Source organism: Streptomyces sp. LE64, from assembly GCF_052606915.1.
The window spans coordinates 75,917-92,918 of record NZ_CP199708.1 but is presented as its reverse complement, the minus strand read 5'-3'; the positions used below and the strand labels follow the sequence as shown (position 1 = coordinate 92,918).

Genomic DNA, 17,002 nt, shown 5'->3' with positions numbered 1-17,002 from the left:
CTACGCCCGGCGGGCCCGCCACCCGAGCCGCGGCAGCGGTCCGCGGCGGGCCCACCCCGTTCGGCGCAGCCCCGCATGGACGCAGCAGCCCGCCACGACCGCGCCCAGTGCCGTCCCGGCCGGTGCGGAGGGGACGAGGTCCAGCAGGGCGATGCCGAGGACCACGGCGACCACGCCGTCGAACTGCCACCGCAGGACGCGCAGTCCGGAGAGGTCACCGAGGGGGGTGAGGACCGGGAGCAGCAGTTCGAGGGGGAGGTCCCCCTTCATCTCCCGGAGGAAACGGGCACCGAGGGCCACCACGACCGACCCCGCGACGAGGAGCGCCGTGTCGGCCGGGCCGGTGGGGAGGGCGGTGGGCGGAACCAGGAGCGCGAGCGCCGCACCCGGGAAGGCCCCGACCGGCACGGCGACGACGGGCCAGACCAGGGCGCGGGCGGGCGCCGTGCCCCAGCGGTCGCCGAACAGCGGGGCCAGCGTCAACTCCTCGCGCAGGTCGCGCCAGGTCTCGCCCACCCACCCGGACCCCAGGTAGAGGCAGATCGCACCGGCCGCCCACAGGGCGAAGGCCCGCCCGCTCTCCGGCCCGGCCGCGCCCAGGGCGGCGCCGGCGCCGCCGGCCGGCAGGAACACGGCCGCCGCCAGGGCACGACCGGGCGTGCGCAGGGCGCGCACCGCGCCCCGGGCGAGGTGCCCGCGCAGCCGTCCGTCGGCCCGGACCAGGACGGCGGTGCGGGCGCGCGGCTCCGGACGGTACAGGTCGAACGCGTGGTGGAGGGTGCCCGTCCAGGCGTATGCCCGGGCCTGGGAGGCCCGCGCCGACTCGCGGGCGAGCCGTGCGAGGTCCAGGGCGGCCAGCGAGCGGAAGGCCACCCGCCCGAGGGCGGCGGCGGCGAGCGTCAGTGCGCCGGCGAGGAGCCACGGGGCGCCCGTACCCTCCGGAGCGGCCCGGCCCGCCACCGTCACGGCCACGCCCACGACGCCCGCGGCGGCGACCAGCGCGAGGTGGTCGAACGCGCCGCGGACCTGGCCCCACAGCCAGGCCGCCCCGGTGAGGGCCCCCAGGCCCGCGGCGAGCGCGAGACCCGGCAGCGCGGTGTCGAGGCGGTCGAACAGGTCCGTGGTGAGGTAGCCGACGGAGGCCGTCGCGAGCAGCACGGTGGTGCCCGCGTACGCCAGCCGGCGCCGGGCGATCGCACCGAGGTAGTGCGTCGGGGGGATGTCCGTGGTGGTGAACACGTGCAGCAGGAAGGGGCGCATCACCAGCGGCCCCCAGAGCCGGCCGAGCAGCGGGGCGGCCGCGCAGGCCGCGACCGCGAGCGCCGAGACCGCGGCCACCGTCCGGTCGGCGGCGGCGAGGGGGACGAGCGTCGGGGCGGTGCTCGCGGCACGGACGACCGGCACCCCGTAGAAGAGGCCGAACAGCACGAGAAGGTAGGCGGTGTACGCACGGCCCCGCACCGTGGTGCGCCCGCCGCGGCGGGCGTGGTGGTGCCGCACGGACCGCACCCGGACGTCGGGAGCGGCACCGGGCGCGGTGCGGGCGGGTGCGCTCACCCCAACTCCACCCGCTCGTGGCAGGCGTCGACCAACGCGGGGTCGTGGGTGGCGATGAGGAAGGCCGTGCCCTGGGCGGCACGTTCGGCGACCAGGTCGACCACCAGGCCCACCCGCTGTCCGTCGAGGTGCCGCTCCGGTTCGTCCAGCAGGACGACCTCGGCCGGACGCACCCAGGTCAGCGCCAGGGTGAAGAGGTGGAACTGTCCGGAGGAGACCTGGTGGGGGAAGCGCTCGCCCAGGCGGGACAGCCCCATCCTCTCGATGACCTCGTCGGCGCGTGCGGTGGTCTCCGGCGCGTTGCCGTACCAGGAGGCGGCGACCAGGACGACCTGCTCACGCAGTGTCATGTCACGGGCCACGGGGACGGGTTCGACCAGCGAGGCGACGAGCCTGCGGTGCGCGGTGCTGGCCGTGGTGGCGGGTTCGCCCCGCAGGGTGCAGCAACCGGCCGTGAGGCTCGCGCTGTTCAGGAAGGCCCGCAACAGGGTGGTCTTCCCCGAGCCGTTGCCGCCGGTGACGCACCAGGACTCGCCGGGCGCCACCGCGAAGGTGGTGGGCGCGAGCAGCGTCGTCCCGTCGCGCACCACCGCGGCGCGGTCCGCCGCGAGTACGGGTTCCCCCGTCACCTCTCCTCTTTCCGTCGGGTTCCGCCCGCTCGGCTCCGATGCCGCAAGGGCGGTCAGCGCGAACCGCTCCAGGGCGCCGGAACGAAGGTCCAGGTGACCTCGGCGGGGCCGGGCCCCGCGTTGCGCCAGGTGTGGGGTTCGCGCCCGGAGAAGGTGAGGGTGTCCCCGGCGGCGAGGGTCTCGGTGCGGTCGCTGAAGCGGACCTCGACCTCGCCGTCGAACACGTGCAGCACCTCGACCTCGCAGTTGACGGTGTAGAGCTGCTGGCCCCCGTGCGCCCCCGGTTCGAGGTGCGAGCGGAGGATCTGGATCTTGGACTGGGCCCGGGGGGTGACCATCCGGTCGACCACGCCGTGGCCGCCCATGTTGAGGTGCGGGGCCGACTCCAATCGGACCACCTCGGTGTCGGCGTCCTCGAAGAGCGAGCCGACCGGCAGGGACAGCACCTGGCAGAGGGTGACCAGGGTGGTGACGCTCGGCGAAGTCTCGTCGCGCTCGACCCGGCTGAGGAAACCCCTGGTCAGACCGGTCGCGGCGGCGATCTGCTCGATGGTGAGCCCCTGGGCCTTGCGGCTGGCCCGGAGCCGGGCGCCCACGCGGACCGGATCGGCGGACGGCTCCGGGTGCAGCGCTTTCATCGAAATCCTCGCGTCGCTCGTACGGCTTCCGGACGACCCTTGACAGGGTGGTGACCCGGGGCAACACTACCCGGAATAGAAGTTGTCAAATAAGCATTCTTTGTTGTGTATAGGTAACTTCACCTGGTGACCGGAACCGAGGTACCGATGAACTCCGCCCCGCTCCCGCAGGAGCCCCCGATCGGCCCGCCGGACGCGAGCGTCAGCCCCCGCTACGCCGGGATCGCCACCTTCGCGCGGCTGCCCCGCCTGGAGGACGTGCCGCGCGCGGACATCGCCGTGGTCGGCGTCCCGTTCGACAGCGGGGTCAGCTACCGGCCCGGCGCCCGCTTCGGGCCCGCGCACATCCGTGAGGCGTCCAGGCTCCTGCGGCCCTACAACCCCGCGCAGGACGTGGAGCCCTTCGCGGCCCAGCAGATCGCGGACGCCGGCGACATCGCCGCCAACCCGTTCAGCCTCGACGAGGCCGTCGCCCAGATCCAGGCCGCCGCCGAGGAGCTGACCGCGGACGGCACCCGACTGCTCACCCTCGGCGGCGACCACACCATCGCCCTCCCGCTGCTGCGTGCGGCCGCCGGCCGGCACGGCCCGGTCGCGGTGCTCCACTTCGACGCCCACCTCGACACCTGGGACACCTACTTCGGTGCGCCCGTCACCCACGGCACCCCCTTCCGGCGGGCGTCCGAGGAGGGGCTCATCGACCTCACCGCGAGCCTGCACGTGGGCACCCGCGGGCCGCTCTACTCCCGCGAGGACCTGCGCGACGACGAACGCCTCGGTTTCGCCGTCATCTCCAGCCCCGAGATCGAGGCCGAGGGCCTGCCCCGGGCGATCGAGCGGATGCTCGCCCGCCTCGGCGACCGGCCCGTCTACCTGTCCATCGACATCGACGTCCTCGATCCCGCGCACGCCCCCGGCACCGGCACCCCCGAGGCCGGCGGCATGACCAGTCGCGAACTGCTCGCGATGATCCGTGCCCTGCGCGGGGTCGACCTGGTGGGCGCGGACGTGGTCGAGGTGGCCCCCGCCTACGACCACGCCCAGCTCACCGCCGTGGCGGCCGCCCACACCGGCTACGAGATCCTTTCGGCGATGACGCCCGACCACCTGCCGCCGCACGAACGGCCCCACGGGCGTTAGCCCACGAACGAGAGGGGAAGACGCCATGTCCTCCTCGGAAACCGCGACCCAGCGCGAATCCGCGATCGAGCAGCACTCGATCGACTACGTGCCCCACTCGGAACGGCACGGCAAGGTCTGGCACCAGGGCCCGTTCTGGTTCACCGGCAACTTCGTGCTGCCGACCATGGTCGCCGGCTTCGTCGGCGCCTCCATGGGGCTGAGCGTCTGGTACAGCGTGCTGGCCATCGTGCTCGGCGTCGGCGCCGGCACCTTCTTCATGGCCTTCCACGCCAACCAGGGCCCCCGCATGGGCCTGCCGCAGATGATCCAGTCCCGTGCGCAGTTCGGCAGCCGCGGCTCCACCGTGCCGTTCGCCGCCACCGTCTTCGTCTACGTCGGGTTCCTGGTCTTCGACACGGTCCTCGCCGAGCAGGGCCTCGGGCTGCTGCTGCCGGACGGGAAGCTCTTCTGGTTCCCGGTGCTGATCGCGGTCTCCATCGTGATCGCCGTCGTCGGCCACGACCTGCTGCACTTCGTGCAGCGCTGGCTGACGTACCTGCTCGTCGTGGTGTTCGCGATCCTCACGGTCGTCGCCATCGTCCACTTCGGCTCCAACCCCACCCCCGCCGACGTGCCCGCGGCCGCCGCCGGCTGGGACATGACGGCCTTCCTGGTGCAGTTCTCCCTGGCCGCCGGCTACAACATCAGCTACTCGGTCTACGTCTCCGACTACACCCGGTACCTGCCGGCCAAGGTCCGTGCGCGCGGCCTGATCACCGCCGTCTACGCCGGCGCCGCGTTCTCCGCCGTCTGGCTGATGTCGCTGGGCGCCATCCTCGCAAGCTACCTGCCGAACCCGGACCCCATCCTCGCCCTGCGCGAGGTCGGTGACCTGCTCTTCCCCGGCTTCGGCCTGATCGTCGTGATGACCTCGGTCCTCGCACTGATCTCGATCATGGGCGTCAACGCCTACGGGGCGATGCTCACCGGTGCCAGCGCCATCGACGGCTTCCGCAAGGTCCGTCCCACGGTGCGCCTGCGGATCACCGGACTGGTCGTGGTCGGCCTGGTGTCCCTGGTGGTCGCCCTGCTGATCCCGGACGACTACATCGGCAGCTTCAACAACTTCGTGCTGATGATGCTGTACTTCCTCGTCCCGTGGACCGCGGTGAACCTGGTCGACTTCTACTTCGTGCGCCGGGGCAAGTACGCCATCGCCGAGATCCTCAAGCCGGACGGCATCTACGGCCGCTGGGCGTGGCGCGGCGTCACCGCCTACCTCCTCGGCTTCGCGGCGATGATCCCGTTCTTCTCGACCACCTTCTACGTGGGACCGGTCGCGGACGCGCTGGGCGGGGCGGACTTCTCGTTCGTCGTCGGCCTCACCGTCTCCGGCGTGCTGTACCTGCTGTTCTCGCGGAACCTGGACCGTGACGCCGAGGCCGTCGCCCGGGCGGCCAGCGAAGCGGAACTGGAGGGAACGTCCTCATGAGTCAGCAGCCACCCCGGCCCGCCGAACCGCGGCGCACCGCGGTCACGGTCGCCGTCTGCCAGATCGCCCCGCAGGTCGGTGACACCGCGGGCAACCGACGGCGGGCCCGGGTGGCCGTCGAGGAGGCGGCCGGCCGGGGTGCGCGGATCGTGGTCCTGCCGGAGCTGGCCAACACCGGCTACGTCTTCACCGACGCGGACGAACTGCTCGCCGCCGCCGAACCGCTGGACGGCGACACGATCCGGCAGTGGGAGGACCTGGCAGCCCGGTGGGACCTGGTCATCGTGAGCGGCTTCGCCGAGCTGGGCGAGGACGGCCGTGCCTACAACGCGGCGGTCCTCATCGACGCCACCGGGCTGCGCGCCACCTACCGCAAGGCCCACCTGTGGAACGGCGAGAAGACCTGGGGCTTCACCCCCGGCGACGCACCGCCGCCCGTCGTCGACACCGCCCACGGCCGGATCGGCTTCATGGTCTGCTACGACCTGGAGTTCCCCGAATGGGTCCGGCTGGCCGCCCTGGCCGGTGCCGAACTGCTGTGCGGTCCCGTCAACTGGCCGCTGTACCCCCGCCCCGAGGGGGAGCGGCCCGGCGAGATCGTCCGGATCCAGGCCGACGCCTCGGTCAACCGCATGTTCGTCGCGGTCGCCGACCGCACCGGCACCGAGCGCGGTCAGGACTGGCTCGGCGGCAGCGTGATCGTCGACGCCGACGGCTACCCGGTGACCCCGCTCCACCTCGGTCGGGAGGCGATCGCCACCGCGACCCTCGACCTGGCCGAGGCCCGTGACAAGGCCATCAGCGAGCACAACGACGTCCACGCGGACCGCCGGCCCGCGCTGTACGCACTCCCGGGAGGGAAGCAGTCATGACCAGCACCGCGTCCACCACCGTCGCCATCGTCCAGCAGCCGCCCGCCCTGCTGGACCTGGAGGAGTCGCTGCGCCGGGCCACCGCCCACGTCACCGAGGCCGCGCAGGCCGGCGCGGACCTGGTCGTCTTCCCCGAGACCTGGCTGACCTGCTACCCCGCGTGGGTGTTCGGCCTGGCCGGCTGGCACGACGCCGAGGCCCGGCGGTGGCACGCCCGGCTGCTGGAGCAGAGCCCGACCCTGGACCCGGTGCACGGGGACGACGCCCTCGCCCCGGTGCGGGCGGCGGCCCGCGAGCACGGGGTGACCGTCGTCCTCGGCCTCAACGAGCGCGCGGCGCCCTCCTCCGGGTCCCTCTACAACTCGCTGGTGACCATCGGCCCGGACGGCGGCACCCTCAACCTGCACCGCAAGCTGACGCCGACGCACACCGAGCGCATCGTCTGGGCGGCGGGGGACGGGGCGGGCCTGCGCGTGGTGGACACGCCCGCGGGCCGCCTGGGCTCCCTGGTGTGCTGGGAGCACTTCCACCCGCTGGCCCGGCAGGCCCTGCACGCCCAGCACGAGGAGGTCCACGTGGCCGCCTGGCCCGACATGCCGGAGACGCACGTCATCGCCGCGCGCTCCTACGCGCTGGAGGGCCGCTGCTTCGTGGTCTCGGCCGGCCTGCTGCTCTCCACCGACGACGTCCCCGACGACCTGCTGGCCGCCTACCGGGCCGGGGTCGGCCCCGACGCCCCGGAGAACGGCCCGCTCTTCACGGGCGGTTCGAGCGTGGTGGGCCCGGACGGGTCCTGGATCGTCGAACCGGTGCACGGCGAGGCCCGCATCATCACCGCCACCCTCGACCGAGGGCGCCGCTACGAGGAGTCCATCGACCTGGACGTGGCGGGCCACTACGGGCGCCCCGACGTGTTCGCCCTCACCGTGGACCGCACCCGGCGCGACAGCGGGGTCGACTTCACGGGCTGACGACCTGACCGCGAGGGGGCGGAAGCCGCACGGGCGGCTTCCGCCCCCTCGTGCTGTCGTCGGGCGCCGATCCCGCCGCACTGCGCTCGACGTCCCCTTGCCCATGTTCGAATTCGTTCTGTCGTGATACTTTCTGATGGTTACTGTGAGTGGGTGAACGGCTGCGCCCGGGACGGACGGATCGATCCGCGCCGCCCCCGGCACACGCGACCGGCCGTGACCCGGCACCCGGCAAGGCCACGAGACGGGGGACCGCATGACCGCCGAGCGCACCGGGCGACCGGCGGACACGGGCTGGGACCGGGCCCGCTGCGAACGGGCCGCCGACACCCTGCTGCACGCCGCCGCCCGCCACGCCTCGCCCTCCCACGCCCGGATCGCACTCCCCGGCCGCACCTCCTGGTCGGGCCCCGACTCCGACGCCCTGGAAGGCTTCGCCCGCACCTTCCTGCTCGCCGCCCTGCGCATCGCCGGCGCCCGGGGGAGCGGCCCCGAGGCCAGTGCCCTGCTCGACCGCTACGCGGCCGGACTCGCGGCCGGCGCCGACCCCGACCACCCCGAAGCCTGGCCGCGGATCGACGCCGACCGCGGCCAACCCATGGTCGAGGCCGCCTCCCTCGCCCTCGGACTGCACCTCACCCGTCCCTGGCTGTGGGACGCCCTCGCCCCCCGCACCCGCGCCCACCTCGTCGACTGGCTGAGCGGCTTCCTCGGACGGCACACCGTCCCCAACAACTGGATGCTCTTCCAGACCCTGGTCGAGGAGTTCCTCTCCTCCGTGGGCGCCGACCACCACCACGACGAGATCGTGCGCGGACTCGACGCCCTGGACGGCTGGTACCTGGGCGACGGCTGGTACACCGACGGCGACGGCCGCCGCATCGACCACTACAACGGCTGGGCCCTGCACCTGTACCCGCTGCTGTGGACCCGGATGGCGGAGGGCGGCCCCCGCGCGGCCCTCGCCGCCGACCGCGCCGTCGTCCACCGCGAGCGGCTCCACCGCTTCCTCACCGACTACGCCCACCTGATCGGCGCCGACGGCGCCCCCCTGCACCAGGGCCGCTCCCTCACCTACCGGCACGCCGCCGCGGCACCGCTGTGGACCGGCGCCCTCTTCGACTGCACCCCCCTGGCCCCCGGCCTCACCCGCCGCGCCGCCACCGGGATGCTGCGGCACTTCGCCGAACGCGGCGCCCCCGACACCGCCGGACTGCTCCCCCTCGGCTGGTACGACGCGTTCCTCCCGATGACCCAGCCCTACTCCGGGCCCGCCTCGCCCTACTGGGCGGCCAAGGGCTTCCTCGGGCTGCTGCTCCCCACCACCCACCCCGTGTGGACCGCCCCGGAGGAACCGCTGCCCGTCGAACGGGCCGACACCCTACGGCGGTTGCCCTCCGCGCACTGGCTGGTGCAGGGCACCGCCGCGGACGGCATCGTCCGCCTGCACAACCACGGCAGCGACGGCGCCGGGCTCGGCTCCGCGGGCGACGACCCCTTCTACGCCCGGCTCGCCTACTCCACCGCCACCGGTCCCTGGCTCGAAGCGACCGAACACCGCCCCGACAACCAACTCGTGCTCACCGACGGCGACGGCACCACCCTGCGCCGGGGACCGCTCACCCCCCTCGGCGGGACCGACGGGCCCGCCTGGTCCACGGCCGGTTCCCGACACACGCCCCTGCGCCCCGCCCCCCGGGGCCCGGTGCCCGAGCCGCGGGCCCGGGTGGAGAGCCACACCCTCGCCCACGGTCGGATCGAGGTCCGTCTGCACGCGGTCACGGCACCGGCCGGCTGGCAGGTCCGGGAGGGAGGCCACCCCCTGGCCGCCCCCGACCCGCCCACCAGCACCGTCACCCCGCACTGGGCCACCGCCACCCGCCCCGACGGAACGGTCAGCGCCCTCGCCCCGCTGCACGGCTACGCGCAGCACGAGGTCAGCCGGGCCGAGCACGTCCACGCCTGGGGCCGGTACGCCGCGCTCCCGCACCTGACGGCCGTCCACCCCGGCGGCACCGCCCTGTACGCGAGCTGTGCGGTGCTCAGCGGCGAACCCCTCGACCCGGAGGCCGCGCCCCCGGTGACGGTGACCGTCCACGACGCCGCCGTGGAGGTCGCCCTCCCCGACGGCACCCCCGTCCGCTTCACCCGCCGCGACGGCCGCTCGGACGGCCCCCTGCTGAGCCCCTCCGCAGGGTGAACGAGGGCCCCGCGCCCGCCGGTCGAGCCCCCCACGGGAACGCAAGGAGGCCCCGCCACCGCAACGGCGCGGTGGCGGGGCCGCGAGCGGAGCCCCGGTCAGGGGGGCGCCCGTCCACCGCCGGGTACGCTCGGCGCACACCGGCCCCACCGGAGGGGCCCGGATTTCCGAGGGGGCTCGCCGTGGCGAAGCTGCGCTGTGCGGTGTTGGACGACTACCAGGACGCTGCCCGCTCCCTGGCCGACTGGACGCGGCTGGCCCCCCGGGTGGAGACCGAGTTCCTGCACACCCACCTCACCGAGGAGGACGACCTGGTGGAGGCCCTGCGGCACTGCCAGATCGTGGTGGCCATGCGGGAACGGACCCCCTTCCCCGCGGGCCTCCTCGCCCGGTTGCCCGACCTCCGGCTGCTGATCACCTCGGGGATGCGCAACGCCTCCATCGACCTCGACGCGGCGGCCCTGCACGGGGTCACCGTCTGCGGCACCGCCAGCAGTTCTGAGCCGCCGACCGAACTGACCTGGGCGCTGATCCTCGGCCTGGCCCGTCAGGTGGTGCCCGAGAACACCGCGCTCCGCACCGGTGGGCCCTGGCAGCACACGCTGGGGGCCGACCTGCACGGCCGCCGCCTGGGACTGCTGGGGCTGGGCAAGATCGGCAGCAAGGTGGCGCGGGTGGGAGCCGCGTTCGGCATGGAGGTGGCGGCGTGGAGCCGGCACCTGACCCCGGAACGGGCCGCCGAGGGCGGAGCCGTCCTCGCGGCCTCCAAGGAGGAACTGCTGGAGAGCAGCGACTTCGTCTCCGTGCACCTGGTGCTGAGCGATCGGACCCGAGGGCTGATCGGCGAACCGGAACTGCGTCGGATGCGCGACAGCGCGTACCTGGTCAACACCTCACGGGCGGCGATCGTCGACCGCGAGGCGCTGCTGCGGGCCCTGCACGAGGGGTGGATCGCCGGGGCGGGCACCGACGTCTTCGAGACGGAACCCCTGCCGGCGGACGACCCGCTGCGCACCGCGCCCCGCCTCCTCGCCCTGCCGCACCTGGGGTACGTGACCCGACGCAACTACGAGGGGTACTTCGGCCAGGCCGTCGAGGACATCGAGGCGTTCCTCGCCGGCAGCCCGGTGCGGGTGCTGGCCTGAGGAAGCGGCACGGGCCCCGCCCGGCCGTTCAGTCCTCGCTGACCGGCGGGGCTCCGAACCAGTGGCCGAGCGCCTCCCGCAACGCGGGCACGGCGACCTCGGCGGGCTCGTCGACGGCCGTGGCCCAGGCGACATGGCCGTCCGGGCGGATCAGGAGGGCGTCGGCGGGCCGGTCGGCCGTCTCGGCGGTGCGCACGTCGACCCGGGACGCCCAGTCCCCGGCCGCCGCACGCACCTCCGGCCGCCCGGCGAGGTCGAGCAGGGCCGGGCGGGCCGGACCCAGGAGCGGCGTGGGGTGCGGAGCGAGAGCGGGGACGAAGGCACCGGTGAGGGGGTGCACCCCGGCACCGGGCTGCGGGTAGCGGACGTCGGCGCCGGCGATGAGGGCGCCGACCCGGCGCAGCGGCTGCTCGTCGGCGAAGACTTCCAGGAGGACCTCGCGGAGCGCCTCGGCGGCCGGGTCGGTGCCCCGCCGCAGCGCCACCTGGGCCTGGGTGTGCAGCATGGTCCGGGCCGCGGCGAGCCGACGCTCCTCCTGATAGGTGTCCAGCAGCCCGGCCGGTGCCCAGCCGTGCAGTCGGGCGGCCAGTTTCCAGGCCAGGTTGGCGGCGTCCAGCATCCCGGCGTTGAGTCCCACCCCGGTGGCGGGGAAGAGGTGCGCCGCGTCGCCGGCCAACAGGATCCGCCGGTCCCGGTACCGATCGGCCTGCCGGGCCTGGTGCCGGTAGCGCGACAGCCTGATCCACTCCTGCACGGGAAGGTCCGCGCCGAGCACTCGGCGCACGCTGTCCCGGAACTCGTCCGGCGTCATCGAGGTGCGGTCGTCGCTGTCGACGGGCTCGTCCTCGGTGGTGAGCACGAGCCAGACCCCCTGGCCGAGCGACCCGATGCCGAACAACCCCTGCTCGGTACGGGTGAAGCCGGCGTGCAGCACGCCCAGGCCGGGCACCTGGAGGTCCCCGTCGTCGAGCAGGGTCACCGCGTCGGGCAGGGTGATCTGTGCCAGCCGGTTGATCTCGGGGTACGTGGTGCCGGGGAAGGAGATGCCGGCCTCCTCCCGGACCCGGCTGCGCGGGCCGTCGCAGCCCACCAGGTAACGGGCGGTCACCCGGTACGGTCCGTCCGGGCCGTTCACCCGTGCGGCCACCCGGCCGTCCTCCTGGTCGACCCCGAGCAACTCGTGGCCGCGGCGGACCTCGGCGCCCACCTCCTCGGCGTGCTCCTCCAACAGCCGTTCCAGTCGGGGCTGCGGAAGGTGCAGCCCCTGGAGCGGGGGATCCGCCATCCCCGAGAAGTCCAGGTGCACATCGCCGAACGGGTACCGGGGCGCCGGATGCAGCGGCCCCGTACTGGCCGCCTCGAACCGGTCCAGCAGTCCGCGGAGCCGCAGCAACCGCAGGATCTGCCCGCCCAGACCGTTGGCCTTCTGGGTGTCCCGGCGCTGCGGCTGCCGCTCCAACACCAGGGGCCGCACCCCGGCCAGCCCCAACTCCCCGGCGAGCATCAGCCCGGTCGGACCCGCGCCCGCAATGATCACATCGACGTCCGTCGCCTGGTGCATCTCGTCGTTCCCCTGCCCCGATTTCCTGGTCATGGCGGAGGATTCTGCGTCACGAACGGGGGCTTGCCGCAAGCCCCCGGGTGCGCTATACGTTGAGAAGGGCAAGGGGACGACGATCTTCCCCGCCCCTTCTCCCGGCCCCTCCCGAGGGCCTCCTCACGCCGGAACGCGGGGGAGCGACGTCCTTCTCCAGCCCGCCTAGAGGTGCTGCTCCGGCCCCCCGAGCACGTCCGCCAGCATCTCGGCGCGCGACCGCGGCCAGCCCCGGGCGTCGGGCCGTTGCTGCCAGGGATGGGGTCCGGCCATCGGCCGGTACTCCACTCCGAGCGCGTCCAGCCGTTCCAGATGGGCGAGGAGCCGGGGTTCGAACTCGGCGTAGTCGCGGGGCCCCGAAGTCCAGACCGCCTCGGCGAACGCCACCAGCCGGGGGAAGGCGAGGTAGTCGAGGGCGCGCGGACCGTCGACGGGCTCGGTCCACAACTGCGCCTGGCCGCCGAGCACGTGCCGGGCCTCCTCGGGGGAGAGCCCCTCGGGCACCGGTTCGAAGGCGTAGGCGTCGGCGAGGTCGATCACACAGCCCACCGGGATCGGCTCGTCGGGACCGTCCGACTGGCGGTAGTCGAAGTACACGTCGGTGAGCGGGCAGGCGATCACGTCGTGCCCGGCGCGGGCCGCGGCCAGCGCGCCGCCGGTGCCCCGCCACGACATCACGGTGGCGCCCTCGGCGAGGCCGCCGTTCAGGATCTCGTCCCAGCCCAGCAGCCTGCGTCCCCGTTCCGTCAGGTAGTCGTCGAAGTGCCGCACGAACCAGGCTTGCAGGGCGTCCTCGTCGGGGAGGCCCCGTTCCCGCATCAGCTCCTGGACCCGGGCGCTCTCCCGCCATTCGGCGGTGACGCACTCGTCCCCGCCGATGCACACGTAACGGGAGTCGAAGAGGTCGAGCACCTCGTCGAAGACGTTCCGGAAGAAGGCGAGGGTGGACTCCTCGGGGTTGAGGACGTGCTCGCCCGGCCCCCAGGCGGTGCGCACGTCGACCGGGCCGCCGGTGTTGCCGAGTTCCGGGTAGGCGGCGATCGCGGCCTGGGTGTGGCCGGGGAGGTCGATCTCGGGGACGACCGTGATCGCCCGTTCGGCGGCGTAGGCGACGATCTCGCGGATGTCCTCCTGGGTGTAGAACCCGCCGTGCGGACGGTCTTCGTGGCGGCCGTGGCGGGAGGAGCCCACGGTGGAACCGGCGCGCCACCCACCCGTCCGCGTCAGCAGCGGGTAGCGCTTGATCTCGATGCGCCACCCCTGGTCGTCGGTCAGGTGCAGGTGCAGCACGTTGATCTTGTGCAGGGCCAGCAGGTCGAGGTAGCGCAGGACCTCCCGCTTGGGCAGGAAGTGCCGGGCCACGTCGATCAGGGTGCCGCGCCAGCCGAAGCGGGGCCGGTCGGTGACGGCCAGGGCGGGCAGCCGCAGCGGGCCCGGGGTCGCCGCGCTGCGGTGCACCGAGGGCGGCAGCAACTGCACCAGCGACTGCGCGGCGTAGAAGGCGCCGGGATGGGAGCTCGCCTCGGCCACCACCGCCTCGGGCGTGACGGTGAGCCGGTACGCCTCCTCGGCCAGGTCCGGGGCGTGCCGGAAGCGGACGGCCGGGCCGTTCCCCGAGGTCGGGGGGAGCGCCCCGAGCGACGGGGCGAGGGCGCTGCGCAGCCACTCGGCGGCCCGCCGCAGCGGGGGGTCGGACACGATCGGGGTGTCCGGGGCGACGAGGAACTCGCCTTCGCCGCGGGTGAGTTCGTCCGGGCGTGGAATGAGCATCGGATACTCCAGCATCGGGTGGGCGGTGGGGGCCGGGCCGGGCGGCGAAGGGGGCTACGCCGAGCGCGTCAGCGCCTCCGGGCAGACCGGGTCGAGGAACGGCAGCCCGTCCGCGTACCGGGCGAGTTCCTCGACGGCGGCCCGTGCCATGCGGGTCAGTTCGTTGCCGAGCGATCCCGCGATGTGCGGGGTGAGCAGGACGTTCGGCAGGGCGTACAGGGGGGAGTCGGCGGGCAGCACCTCGGGTTCGGTCACGTCGAGGACGGCGCTCAGCCGGCCGCTGAGCAACTCCGCGGTCAGCGCCGCGGTGTCCACCAGGGCGCCGCGGGCGGTGTTGACCAGGGTCGCCCCGTCGGGCATCAGCCGCAGCCGGTCGCGGTCGAACAGGTGGTGGGTCTCCGGGAGCTGGGGGGCGTGGACGGTCACCACCTGGCTGCTGCGGGCGAGTTCGTCCAGGGAGGTCGACCGGGCCCCGAGGACGGCGGCCTCCTGCTCGTCCACGTACGGGTCGTACAGCAGGACCCGCAGGTCGTAGGGGCGCAGCAGCTCCATCACCCGCCGTCCGATGCGGGAGGCGCCCACCACGCCGACGGTGCTGCGGTAGTTGCCGCGCCGGCCGACGGTCTCGATGGGGCTGAGCCAGGTCCGCCGGGTGCGGTAGGCGGTGGCGGCGGGCAGCACCCCCTTGCCGGCGAGCAGGATCATCGCGACCGTGTACTCGGCGACCGGGACGGCGTTCGCCGCGGCTGCCGAGGCGACCGTGATCCCCCGCTCCCAGCAGGCGTCGGTGACGTGGTGCTTGACCGAACCGGCGGCGTGCACCACGGTGCGCAGCCGGGGCATCAGCGCCAGTGCGGCGGCGTCCAGCGGGGGACACTCCCAGCCGGTGAAGAGCGCTTCCGCGCGGCTGAGCGCGGGCGCCGCCGCGGGGTCGTGGAAGTCGGAGACGACGAGGTCGGGATCGATGTCGGCGACCCGGGTGAGCAGGGCCAGGGTCTCGTCGTCGAACAGGGCGTCGCGCACCGCGGGCGCCATCGCGAACACGGTCCGCGGGCGGTGGGGGGACGGGGCGGCGTGGGTCACTTGACGGCTCCGGCGGTCAGGCCCGAGCGCCAGTAGCGCTGGAGGCAGAGGAAGGCCAGGACCAGGGGCAGCACGGACACCAGCGAACCCGTGATGAGCAGCGCGTACTGCTCCGGGTACTGCGACAGGTTGGCGTTCCAGTTGAACAGGCCGAGTCCGACCGGGTAGAGGTCCTGGTCGTTGAGCATCACCAGCGGCAGGAAGAAGCTGTTCCAGCTGCCGGTGAAGGAGAAGAGGAACACGGTCATGAAGGCGGGCTTGAGCATCGGCAGCGCGATCGACACGAAGGTGCGGATCTCGCCGGCGCCGTCGATCCGGGCGGCCTCCAGGGTCTCGTCCGGTACGTACCCCTCGGAGAACACCCGCGACAGGTAGACCCCGAAGGGGTTCGCCAACGAGGGGATGAGCACCGCCCAGTAGGTGTTGACGAGGTCGACCTTGGAGGCGAGCAGGTAGATCGGCAGCGAGACCACGGTGGCGGGCACCAGCAGCCCGAGCAGCACGAAGCCGTACAGCCGCTCCTTGCCGAGGAACTGGTACTTGTCGAAGGCGTAGCCCGCCGCGACGCACAGCACCGTGGACACCAGCGAGCCGACCACCGAGTACAGGGCGCTGTTGGCCAGCCAGCGGCCGAACACGCCGTCCTGGTAGGTGAACAGGTCGGCCAGGTTGGTGAACAGGCTGAAGTCGCCGAGCTGGAAGCCGGGCTTGCCGAACAGGTCGCCGTTGTCCTTGGTCGCCGCGAACAGCAGCCACAGGATGGGCATGAGCGTGTAGAACGCCATGATGACCAGGACGGAGTTGACGGCCGCCCGGGAGGCGAACGGGGCCCGCGACCGCCGCCGGGGGGCGTCGTCGGGGTGCGGGGCGGGCGCCTTCGCGACGGGGGTGGTGCGGGGGGCGTCCGCAGGGGTCAGGGTGGTCATGCTCACGCCTCCTTCCAGCGGTTGCCGAGCTTGGTGACGACGAAGGACAGGGCGACCCCGAGCACCGCGAGCAGCAGGGAGGCCGCGGCGGCGAGTCCGAAGTCGTGCTTGGAGAAGGCGGCCTGGTAGATGAACATCGTCGGCGACCACTCCGGGGACAGGCCCTGGGCGTGCAGCCGGAAGGTCTCCGGCTCGGTGAACAGCTGGATCGCCCCGATGCTGGTGAACAAGGTGGTCAGCACCACGGAGGAGCGGATCATCGGCAGCTTCACCGACAGGGCGGTGCGCAGCCCGCCGGCGCCGTCGACGACCGCGGCCTCCAGGGTCTCGCGGGGGATGGCCTGGAGCGCCGCGTAGAAGATGACCATGTTGTAGCCGACCCACTGCCAGGCGGCGGCGTTGACCATGGAGAACAGGATGGCGTTCGGGCCGAGGAAGTCGGCGTTGGCGCCGAACCAGCCGAGGAACTGGTGGATGGGGCTCAGCCCGGGGGTGTAGAGGAACACCCAGATGATCGCGGCGATCAGGCCGGGCACCGCGTGCGGCAGGAAGGCCGCGAGCTGGAAGAACCGCTTGGCCCGGGCCATCGCCGAGTCGATCAGCAGGGCCAGCACCAACGCCCCGCCGATCATCACGGGGATGTACACCAGACAGTAGGCGGCGATGTGCACGAAGCCCTGTTGGAACCCCGGGTCGGTCAGTGCGCGGGTGTAGTTGCCGAGCCCTGCGAACAGGGTTTCGGTGCCGCCGAACCCGAGCCCCGAGGACTGCTCGCGGAACAGGCTCAGATAGGCCGCGTAGCCGATCGGGACGATCAGGGTGAGGACGAACAGCAGGAGGAACGGGCCGATCAGCAGGGTCGCCGCGACGCGTTGTCCGCGACGGGTGGCGGTGGACGCGGCGCCGGAGAGCCGTGGGGACACCGGGGGCTCCTTGGTGGGTGGCGTGGGCGAGGGGGATGCGCGGGGGTGGGCGCCCGGTGCGGGGCGCCCACCCCGGGGGC

General features: G+C 73.5%; 14 protein-coding genes. 6 read left to right on the top strand and 8 right to left on the bottom strand.

What is annotated here, in order from left to right; translation table 11 throughout:
- From ACSMX9_RS00360 to ACSMX9_RS00350, 3 genes are read right to left on the bottom strand one after another with little or no spacing between them, the layout of a single operon-like run.
- Entirely contained in the window at positions 1-1,557 is a 1,557-nt protein-coding gene (locus ACSMX9_RS00360) for a hypothetical protein (RefSeq protein WP_445398901.1), read from the bottom strand.
- On the bottom strand, positions 1,554-2,186 hold the full coding sequence (locus tag ACSMX9_RS00355; RefSeq protein WP_445398899.1) for an ABC transporter ATP-binding protein: 633 nt from the start codon (positions 2,184-2,186) through the stop codon (positions 1,554-1,556). Before ACSMX9_RS00355 ends, ACSMX9_RS00360 begins: the two co-directional genes overlap by 4 nt.
- 53 nt (positions 2,187-2,239) lie before the next feature.
- On the bottom strand, positions 2,240-2,824 hold the full coding sequence (locus ACSMX9_RS00350; protein WP_445398897.1) for a helix-turn-helix domain-containing protein: 585 nt from the start codon (positions 2,822-2,824) through the stop codon (positions 2,240-2,242).
- A gap of 147 nt (positions 2,825-2,971) precedes the next feature.
- Here ACSMX9_RS00350 and speB point away from each other — a divergent pair, with 147 nt between their 5' ends.
- The 6 genes from speB to ACSMX9_RS00320 all read left to right on the top strand — a co-directional run bounded on the left by speB (position 2,972) and on the right by ACSMX9_RS00320 (position 10,626).
- Positions 2,972-3,964 (top strand): agmatinase, encoded by a 993-nt coding sequence (gene speB, locus ACSMX9_RS00345; protein WP_351245812.1) that lies wholly within the window; start codon positions 2,972-2,974, stop codon positions 3,962-3,964.
- Positions 3,965-3,989: 25 nt separating this feature from the next.
- On the top strand, positions 3,990-5,438 hold the full coding sequence (locus ACSMX9_RS00340; RefSeq protein ID WP_445398895.1) for a purine-cytosine permease family protein: 1,449 nt from the start codon (positions 3,990-3,992) through the stop codon (positions 5,436-5,438).
- Entirely contained in the window at positions 5,435-6,310 is an 876-nt protein-coding gene (locus ACSMX9_RS00335) for a nitrilase-related carbon-nitrogen hydrolase (RefSeq protein ID WP_445398893.1), read from the top strand. Before ACSMX9_RS00340 ends, ACSMX9_RS00335 begins: the two co-directional genes overlap by 4 nt.
- Positions 6,307-7,281 carry a carbon-nitrogen hydrolase family protein gene (locus ACSMX9_RS00330; protein ID WP_445398891.1) on the top strand — a complete coding sequence of 325 codons (975 nt, stop codon included), beginning with the start codon at positions 6,307-6,309 and terminating at the stop codon, positions 7,279-7,281. Before ACSMX9_RS00335 ends, ACSMX9_RS00330 begins: the two co-directional genes overlap by 4 nt.
- Before the next feature lie 256 nt (positions 7,282-7,537).
- Positions 7,538-9,481: a DUF2264 domain-containing protein gene (locus tag ACSMX9_RS00325; protein ID WP_445398889.1), complete on the top strand. Its 1,944-nt coding sequence runs from the start codon at positions 7,538-7,540 to the stop codon at positions 9,479-9,481.
- 182 nt (positions 9,482-9,663) lie between these two features.
- On the top strand, positions 9,664-10,626 hold the full coding sequence (locus ACSMX9_RS00320) for a D-2-hydroxyacid dehydrogenase family protein (RefSeq protein WP_445398887.1): 963 nt from the start codon (positions 9,664-9,666) through the stop codon (positions 10,624-10,626).
- Positions 10,627-10,654: 28 nt separating this feature from the next.
- On the opposite strand, the gene ACSMX9_RS00315 is transcribed toward ACSMX9_RS00320, so the two are convergent.
- The 5 genes from ACSMX9_RS00315 to ACSMX9_RS00295 form a co-directional block, all read right to left on the bottom strand.
- Entirely contained in the window at positions 10,655-12,220 is a 1,566-nt protein-coding gene (locus ACSMX9_RS00315) for an FAD-dependent monooxygenase (protein WP_445398885.1), read from the bottom strand.
- A gap of 165 nt (positions 12,221-12,385) precedes the next feature.
- Entirely contained in the window at positions 12,386-13,990 is a 1,605-nt protein-coding gene (locus tag ACSMX9_RS00310) for a beta-N-acetylhexosaminidase (RefSeq protein WP_445398883.1), read from the bottom strand.
- A 54-nt stretch (positions 13,991-14,044) separates the two neighbouring features.
- Positions 14,045-15,073 (bottom strand): hydroxyacid dehydrogenase, encoded by a 1,029-nt coding sequence (locus ACSMX9_RS00305; RefSeq protein ID WP_445398881.1) that lies wholly within the window; start codon positions 15,071-15,073, stop codon positions 14,045-14,047.
- Positions 15,070-15,999, bottom strand: a complete 930-nt coding sequence (locus tag ACSMX9_RS00300; RefSeq protein WP_445398879.1) for a carbohydrate ABC transporter permease — start codon at positions 15,997-15,999, stop codon at positions 15,070-15,072. The genes ACSMX9_RS00305 and ACSMX9_RS00300 overlap by 4 nt, the downstream gene beginning before the upstream one ends.
- 2 nt (positions 16,000-16,001) lie before the next feature.
- Positions 16,002-16,922, bottom strand: coding sequence for a carbohydrate ABC transporter permease (locus ACSMX9_RS00295; RefSeq protein ID WP_351245794.1), 921 nt, complete (start codon positions 16,920-16,922; stop codon positions 16,002-16,004).
- Positions 16,923-17,002: the final 80 nt, after the last annotated feature.

Excerpts from the sequence above, each read along its gene's own strand:
- ACSMX9_RS00330 (WP_445398891.1), top strand. The coding sequence starts at position 6,307 with ATGACCAGCACCGCGTCCACCACCGTCGCCATCGTCCAGCAGCCGCCC.
- ACSMX9_RS00335 (WP_445398893.1), top strand. The coding sequence starts at position 5,435 with ATGAGTCAGCAGCCACCCCGGCCCGCCGAACCGCGGCGCACCGCGGTC.
- ACSMX9_RS00340 (WP_445398895.1), top strand. The coding sequence starts at position 3,990 with ATGTCCTCCTCGGAAACCGCGACCCAGCGCGAATCCGCGATCGAGCAG.
- ACSMX9_RS00325 (WP_445398889.1), top strand. The coding sequence starts at position 7,538 with ATGACCGCCGAGCGCACCGGGCGACCGGCGGACACGGGCTGGGACCGG.
- ACSMX9_RS00300 (WP_445398879.1), bottom strand. The coding sequence starts at position 15,999 with ATGACCACCCTGACCCCTGCGGACGCCCCCCGCACCACCCCCGTCGCG.
- speB (WP_351245812.1), top strand. The coding sequence starts at position 2,972 with ATGAACTCCGCCCCGCTCCCGCAGGAGCCCCCGATCGGCCCGCCGGAC.
- ACSMX9_RS00315 (WP_445398885.1), bottom strand. The coding sequence starts at position 12,220 with ATGACCAGGAAATCGGGGCAGGGGAACGACGAGATGCACCAGGCGACG.
- ACSMX9_RS00350 (WP_445398897.1), bottom strand. The coding sequence starts at position 2,824 with ATGAAAGCGCTGCACCCGGAGCCGTCCGCCGATCCGGTCCGCGTGGGC.
- ACSMX9_RS00310 (WP_445398883.1), bottom strand. The coding sequence starts at position 13,990 with ATGCTCATTCCACGCCCGGACGAACTCACCCGCGGCGAAGGCGAGTTC.